The organism is Lysobacter concretionis Ko07 = DSM 16239 (assembly GCF_000768345.1).
Taxonomy (GTDB): domain Bacteria; phylum Pseudomonadota; class Gammaproteobacteria; order Xanthomonadales; family Xanthomonadaceae; genus Novilysobacter; species Novilysobacter concretionis.
Genome location: NZ_AVPS01000005.1, coordinates 288966 through 307322, shown reverse-complemented (window position 1 = coordinate 307322; position 18357 = coordinate 288966). Strand labels below are relative to the sequence as shown.

The window sequence follows — 18357 nt, the reverse complement described above, 5'->3', positions numbered from 1 at the left end:
CCGCGCCAGCGGCGCGGGCGTTCGTCGTCTACCTGTTCTCCAGCACCGGCTTGCGCGGCAGTTTCTCCTCGCGCGTCGCAGCGTGGTAGACAAAGGACGCGACGATGGCCGCGGCCTGCTTCAGGTCTTCCGGTTCGACGTGGTCCCAGGTGTCCAGGTGGCTGTGGTGGACATTGCTGAAGTAGTCCAGACGGTCCTGGATGAACTGGAAGCCGGGCAGACCCACACGGTCGAACGAGATGTGGTCGGTGCTGCCGGTGTTGCGCGTCGCCACCGTGGTCGCGCCGACATCGTGGAACGGCGCCAGCCAGGCCTGGAAGATCGGCGTCACGGCGAGGTTTTCCTGCGCGTAGATGCCGCGGAAGCGGCCCGAACCGTTGTCCATGTTGAAGTAGGCCGAGAAGCGGTCGTAGTCGCGGTGCTTCTGCAACGGACCGGTGGGATCACGCAGCGAGCCCGGCAGGGCCTTCTGCGCCGGATCGGTGGGCTCGGGATAGGCGGCGAAATGCTTGGCCACATAGGCCTGTGAACCCACCAGTCCCTGTTCCTCGCCGCTCCACAGCGCGACGCGGATGGTGCGGTCGGGTTTGGCGCCGACCGCCTTGAGGATGCGCATGGCTTCCATCATCACCGCCACGCCGGCCGCGTTGTCGGCCGCGCCGGTGCCGGTGTGCCAGGAGTCCATGTGCGCACCGAGCATGACGATCTCGTTGGCCTTGCGGCCGCGGCCGGGGATCTCGGCGACGGTGTTGTAGCCCGGCTGGTCGGTCTCGTCGGTGAAGCGCGCGGCCACGTTGACCCGCAGCTTCACCGTCTGCTTGTTTTCAAGCGCCCGCGCCAGCGGATTGAAGTGCTCGGCGATCATCGCCAGCTCGGGGATGCCGACCGGTTCGCCGGCCTTGCGCGAGCCGCCACCGGCGACCCGGATGATGCCGTTGTCCCAACCGCTGATGCTGAGCGCCGCCAGCGCGCCTTCTTCGGCGAAGAAGGTGTTCACCGCCTTGGCCAGTTCCAGGCGCTCCTTGTATTCCTTGACCCGCTTGTCGCGCTCCTTCGCGGTGCCCTTGGGAATGGTGAATTCCTGCAGGCCTTCCAGCGAGGTGGCGTCGTGGCGGTGAGAGTCGGGCTCGGTGGGGCGCTTGTACTCGCGCGCCTCGCCCAGCAACAGGATTTTGCCGCCGAGCTTGCCGCGGTACTGGTCGATATCCGCCAGCTTCTTGATGGTCACCTGCACCAGCTCGCCTTCCACCGCGCCGTCGGTGCCGGGTGTCCAGGCCTTGGGCAGCGCATGCAGCGGCTGAACGCGATCGCCCAGCATCTCGACGCTGGCCGAGCTGAACTCCCAGCCCCGACCGAAGTCGTCGAAGGCCTCGTCGTGGACGTTGGCCAGGCCCCAGTCGGTGAACTGGCCGCGGGTCCAGGCGTTGGCCTGCGCCATCTGCGGGGAGTTGCTCAGCCGCGGACCGATGGTCTCGGTGAGGTGGCTGAAATGGTCCATCACCTGCGAACGGTGGAACGCCTCCTGGCGGATGCGGCTGACCATGTCCAGGTCCACCGGCTCCTGCGCCGCGGCGATGCCGCTGACTCCCAGGCTCAACAGCAACGCACTCATCGACAACAGGCAACGCTTGATCACTTTCATCCCCTATGGGCTGTGGGCCGGTATCAGGGGATCGAGTCTAGGTGCGCGTACGGTCGCGCTCGCCGGCCTTTAGTCATGCCGGGAGAAGTGGCCCGTTGCGGCACAGGCCGTCCGGGGTCACTCGGGGACGAGGCGCACCACCAGCTTGCCGAAGTTGTGGCCTTCCAGCAGGCCGATGAACGCCTGCGGCGCGTTTTCCAGCCCGTCGACGATGTCCTCGCGGAATTTGATTTTTCCCTGCGTGACCCAGTCGCTCATCTGCGTGAGGAATTCCCCGAAGCGGTCGCCGTAGTCGTCGAAGATGATGAAGCCCTGCATCTTGATGCGCCTGGTCAGCAGCGTGCGGGTCAGCAGGCCCAGGCGGTCCGGGCCGGGTGGCAGCCGGGTGTCGTTGTAATGCGCGATCAATCCGCACACCGGGATGCGGGCCTTGGCATTCAACAGCGGCAGCACCGCATCGAACACCGCGCCGCCGACATTCTCGTAATAGACATCGATGCCATCGGCGCAGGCGGCTTCCAGCTGCTGCGCGAAGTCCGGCGCGCGATGGTCGATGCAGGCGTCGAAGCCGAGTTCGTCGACCACGTAGCGGCACTTTTCCGGGCCACCGGCGATGCCCACCACGCGACATCCCTTGAGCTTGCCGATCTGGCCGACCACCGAGCCGACCGCGCCGCTGGCAGCGGCCACCACCACCGTCTCGCCGGCCTTGGGCTGGCCGATGTCGAGCAGGCCCATGTAGGCGGTGAAGCCGGGCATGCCGAGCACGCCGAGGGCAAGCGAGGGCTGTGCCATGTCCGCATCCAGCCGCTGCAGGCCGCTGCCGTCGGACAGCGCATAGTCCTGCCAACCGCCATGAGCCAGCACCAGGTCGCCGACGCGGAAATCAGGACGGCGCGAGACTTCCACCCGCGCCACGGTGCCGGCGCCCATCACCTCGCCGATACCGACCGGCGCGGTGTACGACGGGGCGTCGCTCATGCGGCCGCGCATGTAGGGATCCAGCGACAGGTACACGTTGCGCAGCAGCAGTTGGCCGTCGGCCGGCGTCGGTACCGGGGTTTCCAGCGTCCTGAAGTTGTCGGCCGTCGGGGCGCCGACCGGACGCGAGGCCAGGGTGATCTGGCGGTTGACGGTTCTGGACTGGGACATCGTGGATACCTCGGCGGGTCGGGATTCGGGTTGAAAGGGGAGCTGGAGTAGATTCTCCCGCATCGGTGCCCGGGCGCGGTTCCTTCCCCGACGACCCCAGATGCACACATCCAATGGGAGCAAGGCATGAAGAAACGATGGGTGATCGTCGGGCTGTCGGCGGCACTGGGGTGGCTCGGTGTGGCCCAGGCGCAGGTCGACCTGTCCGTGCTGGACAAGGACATGGCCGGCCCGCGGGCGCAGGTGCTGGTACTGGGCAGCGTGCACCTGGCCGAGCTGGCTGACGGCTTCCAGCCCGGATCGCTGGAACCGGTGCTGGAGCGGTTGGCGGCCTTCAAGCCGGAGGTCATCACCATCGAGGCGATCTCCGGCGAAAGCTGCGACCTGATGGCGCGCCATCCGACCGTCTACGACCCGGAAAGCATCTCGCCGTACTGCAGCGGCACTGATGCCGCCAAGGCTGCGACCGGCCTGGATGTTCCGGCGGCGATCGCCGAGGTGAACAAGACCTTGGCGGATTGGCCGACGCAATCGAGCCCGGCCGCGCGCCGGCATCTGGCGGCGCTGTTTCTGGCAGCGAACGACCCGGCCTCGGCATTGACCCAGTGGCTGCAACTGGCGGAATTCGAGCGTCGCGTCGGCGACGGTCTGGACGATGCGCTGGTGGCGCGGTTGGACAAGCTCGCAACCACCAACAGCGAGGACTCCCAGATTGCGGCACGGCTGGCCGCCCGGCTGGGATTGCAGTGGGTGTTCCCGGTCGACGACCACACCGGCGACAACGTGGCGATACCGGATGCGGAGGTGGGTGATTACGCCAATGCGATCCGGCAGGCATGGAAGTCCGCCGAGACGCAGACGCAGCCCCTGCGCAAGCACGAGGACGAACTCACCAGGCGCGGTGACCTGCTGGCGTTGTACCGCTACATCAACCGTCCCGATGTCCGCCGCGTGCAGGCCGACAGCGACTTCGGCGCCGCGATGCGCGAGGCGTCGCCGGGGCAGTACGCGCAGATCTATGTTGCCGGCTGGGAGACCCGCAACCTGCGCATGGTGGCTAACATCCGCGCGGCGTTCCGCGAGCAGCCCGGTGCGCGTGTGCTGTCGATCGTCGGCGCATCCCACAAGCCATGGTTCGACAGCCTGCTGGGGCAGATGCAGGGCGTGGACGTGGTCGATGCGGAAACGATGCTGCAGGCGCCCTGATCATCATTCCGTGAGTCATTCCCGGGTGAGTCATTCCCGGGTGAGTCATTCCCGGGCGAGGTCGAGGCTCAGCCCTTCCACGGTGTTTTCCACCAGTCCCACGCTGAACTTCTTCTCGCCATCGCGGCGTTTGACCAGCACGTCCTCGCCGTCGTCGCGCTCCACCTGGTAAGTGTCGCCGAGCTGCAGCCGCAACTGGTTGGCGACCGCGCTGGCGATGTCGTTCTCGCGCGTGTCCTCGGCGACCGGCACGGTCACGACGACTGCGGCGTCCCCTTCGGGCGCCAATGCCAGCACCACCTGTCCGGCGGACTCGGCATTGCCGCTGAATTCCAGCCGCCATTTGTTCTCGGTCTGCTGGGCGCTGACGCTTGCGCTCGCAAGGAACAGTGCGAAAGCCATCAGTGCCGAGGCCATCAGTGCGTTGCGCATGGTGGGTCTCCTTCGCCGAGGTTGGCTTGGCATCGTCCGCGCCGGGCGGTTAATCCCGAATGAAACCGGTACTCCGGGACGCCATCGGCCGACCGGCCGGATCTCAATCCTCGCCCGGGCCGCGCGCCATCGCCGCGAACACGCCATCCCGCCTCACCCACGCGTGGTACAGGGCGGCGGCGACATGCAGCAGGATGGTCGCGAACAGCAGCCGTGACAGCCAGGAGTGGGCGCTGCGCAACGGGGCGTAAAACGTGGCGTCATGCGGGACGATCGACGGCAACTGCGCGCCGGGCCACAGCTCCACCGGGTAGCCGCCGGCCGAGAGCATGGCCCAGCCGACCAGCGGCATCGCCACCAGCAGGCCATACAGCAGCCAGTGCGAGGCGAGCGCAGCCGCCGCCTGCGCGCGGGGCAGGTCGGCGGGCAGGGGCGGCGGCGGGTTCCGCCAGCGGTAGCCGAGGCGGATCAACGCCAGCAGCAGGATTGCCACGCCCAGCGGGCGGTGAAAGGCGATCAGCATGGGCCGCCATTCCAGCGAGGCGACCATGCCGACGCCGACGAACAGCATCGCCAGCACCAGCGGGGCCATGGCCCAGTGCAGGATGCGCGCGGGGAGCTTGAAGCCGGGGCGGCTCATGGCGCGTCCTCCTTCGGGGCCGGGGCGGCGGGTGCGGCTAGCGCACCGTGTGCAACTTCGCTCAGGCGACGGTTGAACGACACCGAATACACCGCCGAGCGCGCGGCGAGGATCGGATCGGACGAGCCCTCCACGCCGACGGGCAGGATCAGCGGGTCGAAGTTGACGTCGCGGCAGGCACCGTCGGCCTGCGGCACAGCGTGTTCGATCACCACCGTGCCGACGCTTACCTGCTGGCGCGCATCGGGCCAGGGCTGCGACGGGTCGTCGATGGGGTCGCCAGCCTCCGCGACGGTCACCACCATGTCCCAGCGCAGCGGGCCCGCGGCGAGGCGTCGGTCGAGGTCGGCCGCGAGGAAGCCGGCGTCGGCACCTTCGCGCTCGGCGGGCGTCAGTGCCGCGAATTCGGCGCGCGGCACCATCGACCAGCGCACGTGCCGCATTTGCCCCGACTCGTTCACGAAGCGGAAGGCGTTGACGCCGTTGTAGCGGGTGTTGGCGAAGCTGGTCGGCCACGGCGCGCTGCCGGCCCATTCGGCGAAACGCTGCGCCGCCGGGTGGGCGGCACGGAACGCGGCCACTCGTGCGGGGTCCGGCTTGCCGGTGGCCGGGTCGGGCGTGCCGGCGCGGGTCTGCTCGTCGAACTCGGCTACGGTGGCGGCGCCGAAGAACGGGAAGCTGTTCATCGCCATGCGCCACTCCTGGCCGTCGTCGGCGATCAGTTGCAGCGCCATGCTGCGCACCCGCGCCTGCGGATCCAGCCCGTAGGGCGAACCACCGCCGATCGACATCCGGCCCAGCAGCGGCGTGCGCTCCTGCGCGAACACGCGCGCCATCGACAGTGCCTCGCCCTCGGCGCTGCCCTCGAACCAGCCCGACACGCAGATGCCCTTGGCGTGTGCGCGGCGGAAGCCCGGATACACCTGGCCGTTGGCGGCCTGGATGTCATCGGTGAAGCGCTGTGCGGTGAGCCGGTCGGTCGGCCACCAGCCGGCGGCCCAGACAAACGCCGCTGCCAGTGCGGCAACTAAGGCGGCGATGGCGAGCAGGGACAGCCAGCGTCGCGCGGGGGAGGGAGGGCTCGGGGAATGGGGCATGGGGTAGGCCTGCGCGGTCGGGGAGCGGTACCGGGGCAATCCTATCGGGGAAGGGGTGATCGGCGCGGTGAATTTGCAGGAGGAAGGTATCCCGATGTCGACGCCATCCAATGACGATTCCGGTCGCGACCCCGGATAATGCGTAACCCACGAACGGCGCGCCCTCATGTCTGACCGCTCCACCCCCGCCGCAACGGCGTCGCCGGCCTCGTCGGACCTCGATCCGCGCGTGCTGATCCCGCTCGCGCTGTTCACGCTCTACGTGGTCTGGGGTTCCACCTACCTCGGCATCCGTTTCGCGCTGGAAAGCTATCCGCCGTTCCTGCTGGCGGGCTTGCGGTTCCTGGGTGCCGGCGTCGCGTTCTACGCATACCTGCGCTGGCGCGGGCACGCCACGCCGACCCGGTTGCAGTGGCGCAATGCGGCGATCACCGGCTTGCTGCTGCTCGGGTTCGGCAATGGACTGGTGTGCTTCGCGCAGGAGCGGGTGAGCTCGGGCATCGCGGCGGTCGCGGTCTCCAGCATGCCGCTGTTCGCGGCGGCGTTCTCCGGCATGTACGGGCAGTGGCCGACGCGCCGGGAAACCATCGGCCTGCTGGTCGGCTTTGCCGGCGTGATCGTGCTCAACATGGGCAGCGGCCTGTCCGGCGAGCGTCTTGGAGCGATCGCCCTGCTGACCGCGGCGATGTGCTGGGCGCTCGGTTCGGTCTGGAGCCGCCGCCAGGACATGCCGGTCGGCCCGATGAACACCGCCGCGCAGATGCTATGTGCCAGCGTTGCTTTGCTCGGCGTGGGCTTTGCCAGTGGCGAGAGCCTGCCGGCCGCACCGACCGTGCGCGCGACACTGGCGCTGGTCTACCTGGCAGTGTTCGGATCGATCATCGCCTTCAGCGCGTATCTGTACGTGCTCAAGCACGCCCGGCCGGCGGTGGCGACCAGCTACGCCTACGTCAACCCGCCGGTGGCGGTGATGTTCGGCGTGCTGCTGGCCGGCGAACATGTCGGTCCCTATGACCTCGCGGGCATGGCCATCATCCTTGTCGGCGTCGGCGTGATCACGCTGGCGCGGCTGCGCAGGTAGGAGACCCCGCCACCACGCGGAGCCTCCGTCGGTTGGACCACCTCACTTCCTGGTGTAGGTGATCTCCATCATCTTCATTTCCTTGCCGTCCGGTCCGGGCGCATACATTTCGAACACCTCGACCGTCGGCGAGGTCCAGCGGGTGGTCATGCGTGAGGCGACCTCCTGTTTGCTCACCGGATCGTGCCAGCTGCCGGTGAAGGTGCAGGCGCCGTCCTTGTCGCACTCGCCCTGGCTGACCATCAACCCGGTCGACATGCTGTCGTTCCAGGTCGACCAGTACTTGCCGGTGACGTTGTCGTAGCCTTGCATGCCGTGGCCGGTGAACGGTTGGCCGTGCATCTGCGACTTGACCTGTTCGGCCATGACGCGACCGTCGAGGATCATCGTACGGGTGGCGGTGCCGGACTCGACCGTGGGTGGCGCGTCGGGCGCGTTCCAGCTGCGAATTGACAGGTCGTAATCACCGGCGGTCTTCGCGAGGGCCTGGTGCGGAGCACCCGGGGTCCCGGCCTCCATGTAGGCCTGCATCATGGCGGCCTCCTCCGGCGACATCTCCGGTGGCGGGTCTTGCGCCAAGGCAGGCAAGGCGAGGGCCAGAGACAGCGGAAGCATTGCGTTTGCGAGCGTGCGAAGCATGGGAACCTCCAGTGGGACGGTGACGTCGCGAACTGCGGCGAGCCGAGTATATGGCGGCCCGTGACTGCCCCGCGTCACGCTCACGCCGGGCGCTGGGGACTTGAGCGGCCGGTGGGTGGGACGGGAGAAAGTTGCCGGGCGACCGACGGTCACCTGCGTGTCGGACCCTGCCTGCTGCGGCGCCCGGAGGGCCTGTGTCAGACGGAACTCAGCCCGGAGGTTGGCGTGGCTACCCATCGGCGGCATCATCGAGCGCCGATGTCCCTGATGAGAAAGCATGATGACGACCCATTCCCCCTATCCGGTCGGCACGCCCGGAACCCCGTGGGGTGACACGGAGCGGAGCGAATGGCGGTCGCGGCAGACCCGCCAGCGCAGCTACGAGGCGGATGTCCTGAGCGCGATCGAGCGCCTGCGCGAGCGCTTCGACGTGGTGCAGTACGGGCAGCTGGACTACGCTCCCGACAGCTATCCGCTGTTCGCGATCAAGAGCCGCGGCTGGCGCGACGACTTGCCGGTCGCGCTGGTGACGGGCGGCGTGCATGGCTACGAAACCAGCGGTGTGCACGGGGCCCTGCAATTCGTCGACCAACATGCGGCGGACTACGACGGCCGGGTCAACCTGCTGGTCGCGCCCTGCGTCAGTCCCTGGGCCTATGAGCGGATCCATCGCTGGAATCCGCAGGCCATCGATCCCAACCGCTCATTCCGCGAGCCCAGCCCGGCGGAAGAGTCGGCTGCACTCATGCGCCTGGTCGTGCCGTTCAATGATCGCGTGCTGGTGCACATCGACCTGCACGAAACCACCGACACCGACGAGTCCGAGTTCCGCCCCGCACTGGCGGCGCGCGACGGCAAACCGGACGTGCCGGGCGAGATCCCCGATGGTTTCTATCTGGTCGACGACAGCGAAAATCCGCAGCCAGCGTTCCAGCAGGCCATCATCGCGGCGGTGGAGAAGGTCACCCACATCGCTCCGGCGGATGCCAATGCTGAAATCATCGGTTCGCCGGTGGTGGCGCCTGGCGTGATCGAGTACGCGCTCAAGCCACTGGGTCTGTGCGCCGGCATGACCAACGCGCGTTACAGGACCACCACCGAGGTCTATCCCGACAGTCCCCGCGCCACTGCCGAGCAGTGCAACGCCGCGCAAGTCGCCGCGGTTTGCGCGGCGATTGATTTCGCGTTGGCGCATGGTGGCTGAACGCAGGGCCGCTTCGGCCCGGATCCGCCGACGCGGCCACGAAAGGCTGCGCGGCGACGCGCCAATCACGTCCACCGACGCAGTGTAGGGTCCCCACCCGGAGGAACCCGCCATGGCACGCGGCACCTCACACGTCAGGACTACGCCATGAGCATGATGAAAGCCGCGACCTTCGTTGGCCCCGGTCGCATCGAGCTGGCCGACAAGCCCATTCCCGACGTCGGTCCGAACGACGCGCTGATCCGCATCACCACCACCACAATCTGCGGCACCGACATCCACATCCTCAAGGGCGAGTATCCGGTCGCCAAGGGCCTGACCATCGGCCACGAGCCGGTGGGGGTGATCGAGAAGCTGGGCAGCGCCGTGACCGGTTACACCGAAGGCCAGCGCGTCATCGCCGGGGCGATCTGCCCCAACTTCAACTCCTATGCCGCGCAGGACGGCGTCGCCTCGCAGGACGGCAGCTACCTGATCCAGAGGGGGCGCTGCGGCCACCACGGCTACAAGGCCACCGCCGGCTGGCGCTTCGGCAACATGATCGACGGCGCCCAGGCCGAGTACGTGCTGGTGCCCGACGCGCAGGGCAACCTGGCGCCGATTCCGGACGGCCTGACCGACGAGCAGGTGCTGATGTGTCCGGACATCATGTCCACCGGGTTCAAGGGTGCGGAGAACGCCAACATCCGCATCGGTGACGTGGTGGCGGTGTTCGCGCAGGGGCCGATCGGCCTGTGCGTGACCGCCGGCGCGCGCCTGCTGGGTGCCTCGACCATCATCACCGTGGACGGCAATGACCACCGCCTCGACGTCTCCCGGGCGATGGGCGCGGACGTGGCGCTGAACTTCCGCAACTGCGATGTCGTCGACGAGATCATGAAGCTCACCGGCGGCCGCGGCGTGGATTCGGCGATCGAGGCGCTGGGCACGCAGGCCACCTTCGAGCAGGCGCTGCGTGTACTCAAGCCCGGCGGCACGCTGTCGAGCCTGGGGGTGTATTCGGAAGACCTGAAGATTCCGCTGGCGGCGTTCGCAGCCGGGCTGGGCGACCACCGAATCAACACCGCGCTGTGCCCCGGCGGCAAGGAGCGCATGCGCCGGCTGATGAACGTGGTGGCGTCAGGCCGCGCTGATTTCGGCGCGTTGGTGACGCACCACTACAAGCTCGACGACATCGTCGAGGCTTATGACCTGTTCGCCAACCAGCGCGACGGCGTGTTGAAGGTCGCGATCGTCCCTGGCGGGTGAGACGGGCAGGAGCGCGGTTGCAAGAAAACGGTGGCCTCCGGATGGGATGGCTGCTCGCACAGGCATCTTCATCCGAAGCCACCGGTTGTCAGTTGGGGCATCAAGCCACAAGTCGGGACGCGCGCAGAGCGTACGCAAAGCGGTCCGGGAAAGATGGAGCCGCAGCGGGCTGGTCAATAGGCCGGATGGCCTTCAGGCCTTTTCCTGGTCACCGGCCGCTTGGCGGTGGTGAGCCGGGAGAATGGCGTGGCATCGGATCAGGCGCTATCCGACTCTGCGCCGGCTTGGGCGGTTGCGCCCGGAGTGCGCGGCGACGGTGTCAGCCGGTGGCCTTTTTGGCAGCCGTCTTGGCCGCGGCCGGACGCTTGCGCTGGGTATTGCCGCGGGAGCGGAACGCCGTGAGGTTGGCGCGGATCGGGGTGGTGCCGAGAACCTCGATACGGCCCCCGTTTTTCTTGAAGGCCGCGATGTCGTCGGCGATGGTATCGCTGGTCATGCTGACGTTCTGGTTCCTGCCGCGGTTGGATGCGAAAAGGTGTGACGGATTGTTGCGCTGGGTGGTGGTCCGGGCGGGTTTGCTGGACATGGTTCTCCTTGAGGTGGCTGGATCGCCGTGGCCGGCAACGGGCGGTTGCGGGCGGATGGACAGGGCGGCGAAGCACGCCTGGTGTCCGTCGTGGCGATCAGTGGGTTCCTTCCGTTGGCGCGATGGCGGCATGCCCCGGCGAGCGCGCCTGGAGCCGGACGCAAGGGCGGAAGGAATGCGCATAATACGTTAAGTGTCGTGAATGGGTTGTTAAGTTCTCGCAAAATCGGCGAAACGTCATGCGCAGACCAACTCTTGGCGGGTCTGAGTGTCGCCGACAAAGGCGCACAAAGAAACCCACGGCCACCCCGTCTCCGGTGGCCGTGGGCCGGTTTGCCTCGTGGCTACGGCTTACCAGCTGAAGCCGGCACCCGCGGACACACTGCTCTCGCCGCCGGCGATCGCACCGCCGAACGACACACTGGCGCGGTTGCCGATGGCGCGGCGGTAGCCGATCGCCAAGGCCTGCTCGCCGCCCTGCGAACCGATACCTATACCGATGTTGTTGACGCCGCCCAGACCGGCCGTGTTGGCCGCCAGCCCGGCGTAGGCCGCGCTGGTCGCGCCGAGCCGGTCGATCCGGCGATCGACCTTGTAGAAGCGGTCGTCCATCTCGACCCGGAACTGATCAAGGCCCTGGTTGTACGACGCGATCTGCTGGTCGGTGTAGGTGTTGGCCGATTTCAGCGTGGCGATGTCGCCGCTGTCGGCGTAGGCGTTGGCATCGCTCAGCGTCTGCGCATCGCCGGCATCGGCAATCGCCTGGACCTGGGTTTCAGTGATGCTGCCGGCGGAGATCACCTGCGCGTCGATGTAGGACTTGGCATCGGTCAGCGTTCGCGAAGTGCTGGCATCGGTGTAGGCATTGGCATCGGCCAGGGTCTGCGCGTTGCCGGTATCCGCATAGGTCTCGGCATGGACCTTGGCGTCGGCCAGAGTCTGCGCATCCCCGGCATCGGCATAGGCGTTGGCGTCGGCCAACGTCTGCGCGTCGCCCGCATCGGCGATGGCCTGCACCTGGGTTTCGGTGATGCTGCCGGCAGCGATCACTTGTGCATCGACGTAGGCCTTGGCATCGGTGAGGGTCTGCATGTCACCCGCATCGGCAATGGTCTGCACCTGTGCCGCCGTCATGCCACCGGCGCCGGCAACGGCTGCCTGCATCTGCCGCAGGTTGACGGCGTCGGTCGCTGCGGTGGCGTCGGCCACGTTGACGATCTGCCGCTCGCTGCCGACGCTGCCCACCGATACCGTGTTGACGCGGTCGGCGACCGAGCTGGAGCCCAACGCCACGCTGCGCTCAGCGATTGCGCTGGCGCCGGATCCGAATGCCGCGCTCTGCAGCGCGCTGGCAGCGGACGCCGGGCCGATAGCGGCGCTGAGGCCACCACTTGCGATCGCTTTCGGGCCGAACGCTGCACTGGCATTGCCGCTGGCCACGGTTCCCGTGCCAATCGCGCTGCTGTGGTCGCCCGTGGCCTGCGCTCCGCTGCCGAACGCATTGGCGTTGTCGCCGCTTGCAACGGTGACTTCGTTGACATCGGGAATGCCATCACCGTTGACGTCAAGCCACGTGCCGACTGCGATGCTGTCCGGGCCATTTGAAAGACTCAGCACGCCGACGGCGACAGATCTATCGCCTGCGGCACGATTCAGAGCGCCGATCGCGGTGCTGTATTCGCCAGCGGCTTCGTTCGCAATGCCGATCGCGGTGCCGCGGTCGCCAAGGGCCGCATTCCGGGAGCCTATCGCTGTACCGTACTCGCCGCTCGCGTCGTTGGAGTCCCCCACCGCAGTGCTCGCGAGACCACCTGCGTCGTTGGTGTAGCCCACTGCGAGGCTGACGTTGCCACTTGCGGTGTTATTAGCGCCCAGTGCACTGCTGGCTGTGCCGTGAGCTTCGTTACGAATGCCAAACACGCTGCTTCGGTCCCCACGTGAGCTGTTCCGATTGCCAACAGCACTGCTGTCCTCGCCCGATGCAGTGTTTCTGTGCCCCAGCGCACTGCTGCCATAGCCGGAGGCTTCGTTGAGGTAGCCAACCGCGCTGCTGAAAGCTCCAGAAGCCACGTTGCTATTGCCGATGGCACTGGTCGAGCGGCCCGTAGCTTGCGAAGCAACGCCGAACGCGCTTGCGTAGTTGTCATTGGCAAGAGTGTGAGTGGTGTCGATAGAGCCGCCGACGGCGATGCTGCCCGCTCCGCGAGCGAGACTGCCATGGCCCACTGCGGTGGACCGCAGTCCAGAGGCCTCGTTGAGAAGGCCAAACGCGGCGCTCTCCCTGCCGGAGGCTTGATTTTGGTATCCGAATGCGTTGCTGTTCCACCCGGAGGCGTCGTTGGCATGACCAAATGCGCTGCTGAAACCGCCAGAGGCGAAGTTCTCCGATCCAAATGCGTTGCTGCTCCACTCAATGGCTCGGTTTTGTTGACCAAACGCGCTGCTGTATATGTCAGAAGCTACGTTTTTTTGGCCAAACGCACTGGCCCAGGCCGTGCAAGTCGAGTTGTATTGACCTCCATTTTCCGCCCCTTGGTCCGTGTTGGCGCCCGGGTTGGGCGTGCCGTCCGGATTGAAGCAGACCGGATCGGCCGCCAAGGCGGCCAGTGGTGCGCCCAGCAACAGCAGCAGCGCCAATGCCACCGGAGTGCGGCGGAGCTGGCGAGCGGCGGTGGATGGATGAGCGTTGTTATCGTGGCGGGTAAGGATGTGGCGCATGCAGGTTTTCTCCGTGGGTGAATCAGTAAGCGATCCCAGACGATTAGCCGGGTATTGCCGTGGTCATTCGAGACTTCGCCGCCGAGACCGTCCTTGATGCTCCGGATCCAGGATCGGCGTGAGGCAGAGTGCTGCGACCTCCAATACACGCCGCAGGGGAAGCGAAGCGGACATTCCGTGCGGGACGCGATGGGAAAGCGGGTGTCATGGGAGTTGCTGTCTCGTAGGCCCTCATCCGCCCTGCGGGCACCTTCACCCGCCGGCGGGAGAAGGGAAGCGGTTTGCTCCCTCTCCCGCGGGCGGGAGAGGGTTGGGGTGAGGGCACGCGAAACGTCGGGCGATGCGAGCTGCTGTCTCGCGTGCCTCACACTCCAAGGATGCTTCCTTCGCGTGTCCGCCATACGGGCACCTCGCTCCGCGCCCCAGCGTTCATCGCCACGCGAGCCATGGCTCGCGAGCGTTGCTCTTCACCCCGCAAGCGGGATAGGGGAGGCGGGTGCAGCTGCCTGTTCCGCTGGCGGGAGAAGGGAAGACGGAGGTTCGATGTTTTGACGGTTAAGATGCGGATCGCCCCGAATGTCATCCCTGATGCCGATGCCTTTACTTCTGCTTGCGGGTCTCGCCGTGCTGCTGGTCGCAGGTTTGTCCTGGTGGGCGATCCGTCGTCGGCCCGTGCCGGCATCCGCCGCAGGGCCGGGCGGGGTGCTCGCGGGACATGCGGGCACGACGAAATCGCACGACGGTCATGGCGTCAGCGTCGATGCAGACGGGACGGGCGAGCTGCCTGGGCCAGGCAACCAGCAGGATCGCGAGGTATTCCACCGTCTCTATGCGATTGCCTTCGATGCCGCGTCCTTCAGCCGGGGCGCGGTGGTGGCCGGCTCGGCACATGCGGACGTGGTGGCGCGGTCGGTGTCGCTGCTGCGCAGGATCGAGGCGCATCCGCGCTACACGCCGCGCCGGCCGCAAGTGTTGCCGCAGTTGATGCGCACCGTCAACGATCCCAATGCGTCCGGCCGGATGATGGCGGACATCATCGGCAAGGATCCGGTGCTGGCCGGCAACCTGCTGCGCATCGCCAGCAGTCCGTTGTATTGCGTGCAATCCCGGCCGGTGGAGGACTTCACCCACGCGGTGGCGATGGTGGGCACCGACGGGATCCGTCACCTGATCGCGGCCGCACTGATGCAGCCGGTGATGGGGACGAGCGATGTGGGCGCGTTCGCTCCGTTCGCGGACCTGATGTGGGAGTACACCCTGGTGTCGGCGGCAGCGGCGACCGATCACGCCAAGCTGGTCGAGCATGACGATGCGTTTGCCGCGCAGTTGATGGGCCTGCTGCAGGGGTTGGGCGCGATCATCGTGGGGCGCGTGGTGCGCGACCAGTACGCCCGGCAGCCGAGGTGGGTGGCCGATGCGGAGGTCGTCACCGCGCTGCTGGATGCCTGGGCGGTGCCGGCGGCGTTGCGGGTTGCCGGAAAGTGGCAGTTGCCCGAGCACATCCACACCGCGGTGGCGCGCTCGCAGGCGGGCAAAGCGCCCGACTCGCTGGGCCGCTCGCTACGTTACGGACAACTGGTTGGCGCGCTCGCGCTGTTGTGCAAGCACGGCCGGATGGAAGAGCCGGAAGCCCTGGCGATGCTGGCCCGGGTGGAGCCCCGGCAGCATGCGACGGCGGATATCTGGAAGCGGGTACGGCGGAGCGTTGATTCCGCGGGGTGATGAGGCGCGGCTCCCCGGTTTGCCTATCCACGGTTGCCAGGCTGGCAAAGGCACCGACGGCGTTGTGACAGTACTGTCGCGCGTCGCGCATCGCGGTTACGGTTGCGGTCAGCGACGCTGACTCGTGGCCGAGATCGCAAGCGGGGCAAGGCGTCCCATAAGGCGTCCCGTACCGGCCTTCGTGTGTGGACTGCCCGGCTACCGGGGCGATGGCCACTACAATGGCGGGCCCGATCGTGCGCCTCGTGCCGCCGCCTTCACCCGTTGCCGCCTGCCAAGGAGTCCTCACTTGCCCGCCATGAACACCGCCCACCGCAAGCCCCTGCCGGGCACGTCCCTGGATTACTTCGACACCCGCGTCGCCGTGGATGCCATCCGGCCAGGCGCATACGACACGCTGCCGTACACCTCGCGCGTGTTTGCCGAGAACCTGGTGCGACGCTGCGACCCGGCCACGCTGGAGGCCTCGCTGTTGCAGCTCATCGACCGCAGGCGCGATCTGGACTTCCCGTGGTTTCCGTCGCGCGTGGTCTGCCACGACATCCTCGGTCAGACCGCACTGGTGGACCTGGCCGGCCTGCGTGACGCGATCGCGAAGCAGGGCGGTGATCCGGCGCTGGTCAATCCGGTGGTGCCGACGCAGTTGATCGTCGATCACTCATTGGCGGTGGAACACGCCGGGTTCGACCGGCAGGCGTTCGCGAAAAACCGCGCCATCGAGGACCGGCGCAACGAGGACCGTTTCCACTTCATCAACTGGACCAAGAAGGCGTTCAAGAACATCGACGTGATCCCGCCGGGCAACGGGATCATGCATCAGATCAATCTGGAGCGGATGTCGCCGGTGATCCAGGCCGTCGATGGCGTGGCCTCGCCGGACACGCTGGTCGGCACCGACAGCCACACCCCGCACGTGAACGCGTTGGGCGTGATCGCGATCGGCGTCGGCGGGCTGGAAGCCGAGAGCGTGATGCTCGGCCGCGCGTCGTGGATGCGGCTGCCGGACATCGTCGGCGTCGAGCTCACCGGCAAGCCGCAGCCGGGCATCACCGCGACCGATATCGTGCTGGCGCTGACCGAATTCCTGCGCAGGGAGCGTGTGGTCGGCGCGTACCTGGAGTTCTACGGCGAAGGCGCATCGGCGCTGACGCTGGGCGACCGCGCGACCATCTCCAACATGACGCCGGAGTTCGGCGCCACCGCGGCGATGTTCCATATCGACCGGCAGACCATCGATTACCTGAAGCTGACGGGCCGCGAAGACGCGCAGGTCAAGCTGGTCGAGACCTACGCGAAGCACACCGGTCTGTGGGCCGACGCGCTGACCACCGCCGAATACGAGCGCGTGCTCACGTTCGACCTGTCCGCCGTGGTGCGCACCATGGCCGGGCCGTCCAACCCGCACGCCCGCCTGCCGACGTCCGATCTCGCCGCGCGCGGCATCGCCGGCAACCTGGACAGCGCCCGCGCGCAGGAAGCCGAGGGCCTGCTGCCCGACGGTGCGGTGATCATCGCCGCCATCACCAGCTGCACCAACACCAGCAACCCGCGCAACGTGGTCGCCGCCGGCCTGCTGGCGCGCAACGCCAACGCGCGCGGACTGACCCGCAAACCGTGGGTCAAGACTTCGCTGGCGCCGGGTTCCAAGGCGGTGCAGATGTATCTGGAAGATTCCAGGCTGCTGCCGGAGCTGGAGCAACTGGGCTTCGGCATCGTCGGCTTCGCCTGCACCACCTGCAACGGCATGAGCGGCGCGCTGGATCCGGCGATCCAGAAGGAAGTGGTCGAGCGCGACCTGTACGCCACCGCCGTGCTGTCGGGCAACCGCAACTTCGATGGCCGCATCCATCCGTACGCCAAGCAGGCCTTCCTTGCCTCGCCGCCGCTGGTTGTCGCCTATGCCATTGCCGGCACCATCCGTTTCGACATCGAGAAGGACGTGCTGGGCATCGACAAGGACGGCCACGCGGTCACGCTGAAAGACCTGTGGCCGGACGACGCGGAGATCGACGCCATTGTCGCCGCCAGCGTCAAGCCCGAGCAGTTCCGCCAGGTCTACGACCCGATGTTCGCCCGCAGCGGACTGGGCGGACCGAAGGTGGAACCGCTGTACGACTGGCGCCCGATGAGCACCTACATCCGCCGTCCGCCGTACTGGGAAGGCGCGCTGGCCGGCGCTCGCACGATGACCGGCATGCGCGCACTGGCCGTGCTCGGCGACAACATCACCACCGACCACCTGTCGCCGTCCAACGCCATCCTTGCCACCAGCGCAGCCGGCGAGTACCTGACCAAAATGGGCGTGCCGGAAGAGGACTACAACTCCTACGCCACCCACCGCGGCGACCACCTGACCGCCCAGCGCGCGACGTTCGCGAACCCGAAACTGTTCAACGAGATGGTGCGCAACGAGGACGGCTCGGTGCGGCAGGGCTCGCTGGCGCGGATCGAGCCGGAAGGCACGGTCACCCGCATGTGGGAAGCGATCGAAACCTACATGGAGCGCAAGCAGCCGCTGATCATCATCGCCGGCGCGGACTACGGCCAGGGCAGCTCGCGCGACTGGGCCGCCAAGGGCGTGCGCCTGGCCGGCGTGGAAGCGATCGCCGCCGAAGGCTTCGAGCGCATCCACCGCACCAACCTGGTCGGCATGGGCGTGCTGCCGCTGCAGTTCAAGCCCGGCACCGACCGCAACACACTGGGCATCGACGGCAGCGAGACGTTTGACGTGACAGGCGAGTGCCAGCCGGGCGCGGACATGACCCTCGTCATCCATCGCAGGAATGGCGAGCGCGTGGACGTGCCGGTCATCTGCCGTCTGGACAGCGACGAGGAACTGCTGATCTACGAAGCCGGCGGCGTGCTGCAGCGGTTTGCGCAGGATTTTCTGGCGTCGTCGAAAGTCGCCTGATCCGGAACGCCCCTCTTCCAGATGGGAGAGGGGATCGCGGGGTGATGTTTCCCCGCGGGAAATGACACGAACTTTGACA

At 67.3% G+C, this 18357-nt stretch carries 14 protein-coding genes; 6 read left to right on the top strand and 8 right to left on the bottom strand.

The features are described 5' to 3' along the window. Window positions 1-28: 28 nt before the first annotated feature. Window positions 29-1612 carry a M20/M25/M40 family metallo-hydrolase gene (locus tag N792_RS07840; RefSeq protein ID WP_036194031.1) on the bottom strand — a complete coding sequence of 528 codons (1584 nt, stop codon included), beginning with the start codon at window positions 1610-1612 and terminating at the stop codon, window positions 29-31. Between the two features lie 147 nt (window positions 1613-1759). Continuing rightward, entirely contained in the window at window positions 1760-2794 is a 1035-nt protein-coding gene (locus tag N792_RS07835) for an NADP-dependent oxidoreductase (RefSeq protein WP_036193893.1), read from the bottom strand. A 126-nt stretch (window positions 2795-2920) separates the two neighbouring features. On the opposite strand from N792_RS07835, the gene N792_RS07830 reads away from it, so the two are divergent. Next, window positions 2921-4000 carry a DUF5694 domain-containing protein gene (locus N792_RS07830; RefSeq protein WP_036193892.1) on the top strand — a complete coding sequence of 360 codons (1080 nt, stop codon included), beginning with the start codon at window positions 2921-2923 and terminating at the stop codon, window positions 3998-4000. A 45-nt stretch (window positions 4001-4045) separates the two neighbouring features. On the opposite strand, the gene N792_RS07825 is transcribed toward N792_RS07830, so the two are convergent. The 3 genes from N792_RS07825 to N792_RS07815 all read right to left on the bottom strand — a co-directional run bounded on the left by N792_RS07825 (window position 4046) and on the right by N792_RS07815 (window position 6169). After that, entirely contained in the window at window positions 4046-4432 is a 387-nt protein-coding gene (locus N792_RS07825; RefSeq protein WP_036193891.1) for a hypothetical protein, read from the bottom strand. A gap of 103 nt (window positions 4433-4535) precedes the next feature. Next, window positions 4536-5072, bottom strand: coding sequence for a cytochrome b (locus N792_RS07820; protein WP_036193890.1), 537 nt, complete (start codon window positions 5070-5072; stop codon window positions 4536-4538). Further along, window positions 5069-6169 (bottom strand): catalase family peroxidase, encoded by a 1101-nt coding sequence (locus N792_RS07815; protein WP_036194030.1) that lies wholly within the window; start codon window positions 6167-6169, stop codon window positions 5069-5071. Before N792_RS07815 ends, N792_RS07820 begins: the two co-directional genes overlap by 4 nt. 166 nt (window positions 6170-6335) lie before the next feature. Here N792_RS07815 and yedA point away from each other — a divergent pair, with 166 nt between their 5' ends. Next, window positions 6336-7250 (top strand): drug/metabolite exporter YedA, encoded by a 915-nt coding sequence (yedA, locus tag N792_RS07810; RefSeq protein WP_036193889.1) that lies wholly within the window; start codon window positions 6336-6338, stop codon window positions 7248-7250. A gap of 42 nt (window positions 7251-7292) precedes the next feature. Here yedA and N792_RS13795 read toward each other — a convergent pair whose 3' ends face one another. Further along, window positions 7293-7865 carry a DUF1579 domain-containing protein gene (locus N792_RS13795; RefSeq protein ID WP_191150517.1) on the bottom strand — a complete coding sequence of 191 codons (573 nt, stop codon included), beginning with the start codon at window positions 7863-7865 and terminating at the stop codon, window positions 7293-7295. Window positions 7866-8169: 304 nt separating this feature from the next. On the opposite strand from N792_RS13795, the gene N792_RS07800 reads away from it, so the two are divergent. Together N792_RS07800 and N792_RS07795 are read left to right on the top strand one after the other, a co-directional pair. Further along, on the top strand, window positions 8170-9093 hold the full coding sequence (locus N792_RS07800) for a M14 family metallopeptidase (RefSeq protein WP_198025578.1): 924 nt from the start codon (window positions 8170-8172) through the stop codon (window positions 9091-9093). A 147-nt stretch (window positions 9094-9240) separates the two neighbouring features. Then, entirely contained in the window at window positions 9241-10341 is a 1101-nt protein-coding gene (locus N792_RS07795) for an NAD(P)-dependent alcohol dehydrogenase (protein WP_036193884.1), read from the top strand. Window positions 10342-10660: 319 nt separating this feature from the next. On the opposite strand, the gene N792_RS07790 is transcribed toward N792_RS07795, so the two are convergent. Together N792_RS07790 and N792_RS13790 are read right to left on the bottom strand one after the other, a co-directional pair. After that, the gene (locus N792_RS07790; protein ID WP_036193883.1) at window positions 10661-10927 is read right to left on the bottom strand and encodes a hypothetical protein; all 267 of its coding nucleotides are present in this window, start codon (window positions 10925-10927) and stop codon (window positions 10661-10663) included. A 351-nt stretch (window positions 10928-11278) separates the two neighbouring features. Then, the gene (locus tag N792_RS13790) at window positions 11279-13645 is read right to left on the bottom strand and encodes a YadA-like family protein (protein ID WP_084105546.1); all 2367 of its coding nucleotides are present in this window, start codon (window positions 13643-13645) and stop codon (window positions 11279-11281) included. A gap of 594 nt (window positions 13646-14239) precedes the next feature. Between N792_RS13790 and N792_RS07780 the strand changes: the two genes are divergently transcribed. Both N792_RS07780 and acnD read left to right on the top strand, forming a co-directional pair. Continuing rightward, window positions 14240-15367 (top strand): HDOD domain-containing protein, encoded by a 1128-nt coding sequence (locus tag N792_RS07780; RefSeq protein WP_191150518.1) that lies wholly within the window; start codon window positions 14240-14242, stop codon window positions 15365-15367. A gap of 298 nt (window positions 15368-15665) precedes the next feature. Continuing rightward, window positions 15666-18278 carry a Fe/S-dependent 2-methylisocitrate dehydratase AcnD gene (gene acnD / locus N792_RS07775; protein ID WP_036193878.1) on the top strand — a complete coding sequence of 871 codons (2613 nt, stop codon included), beginning with the start codon at window positions 15666-15668 and terminating at the stop codon, window positions 18276-18278. Window positions 18279-18357: the final 79 nt, after the last annotated feature.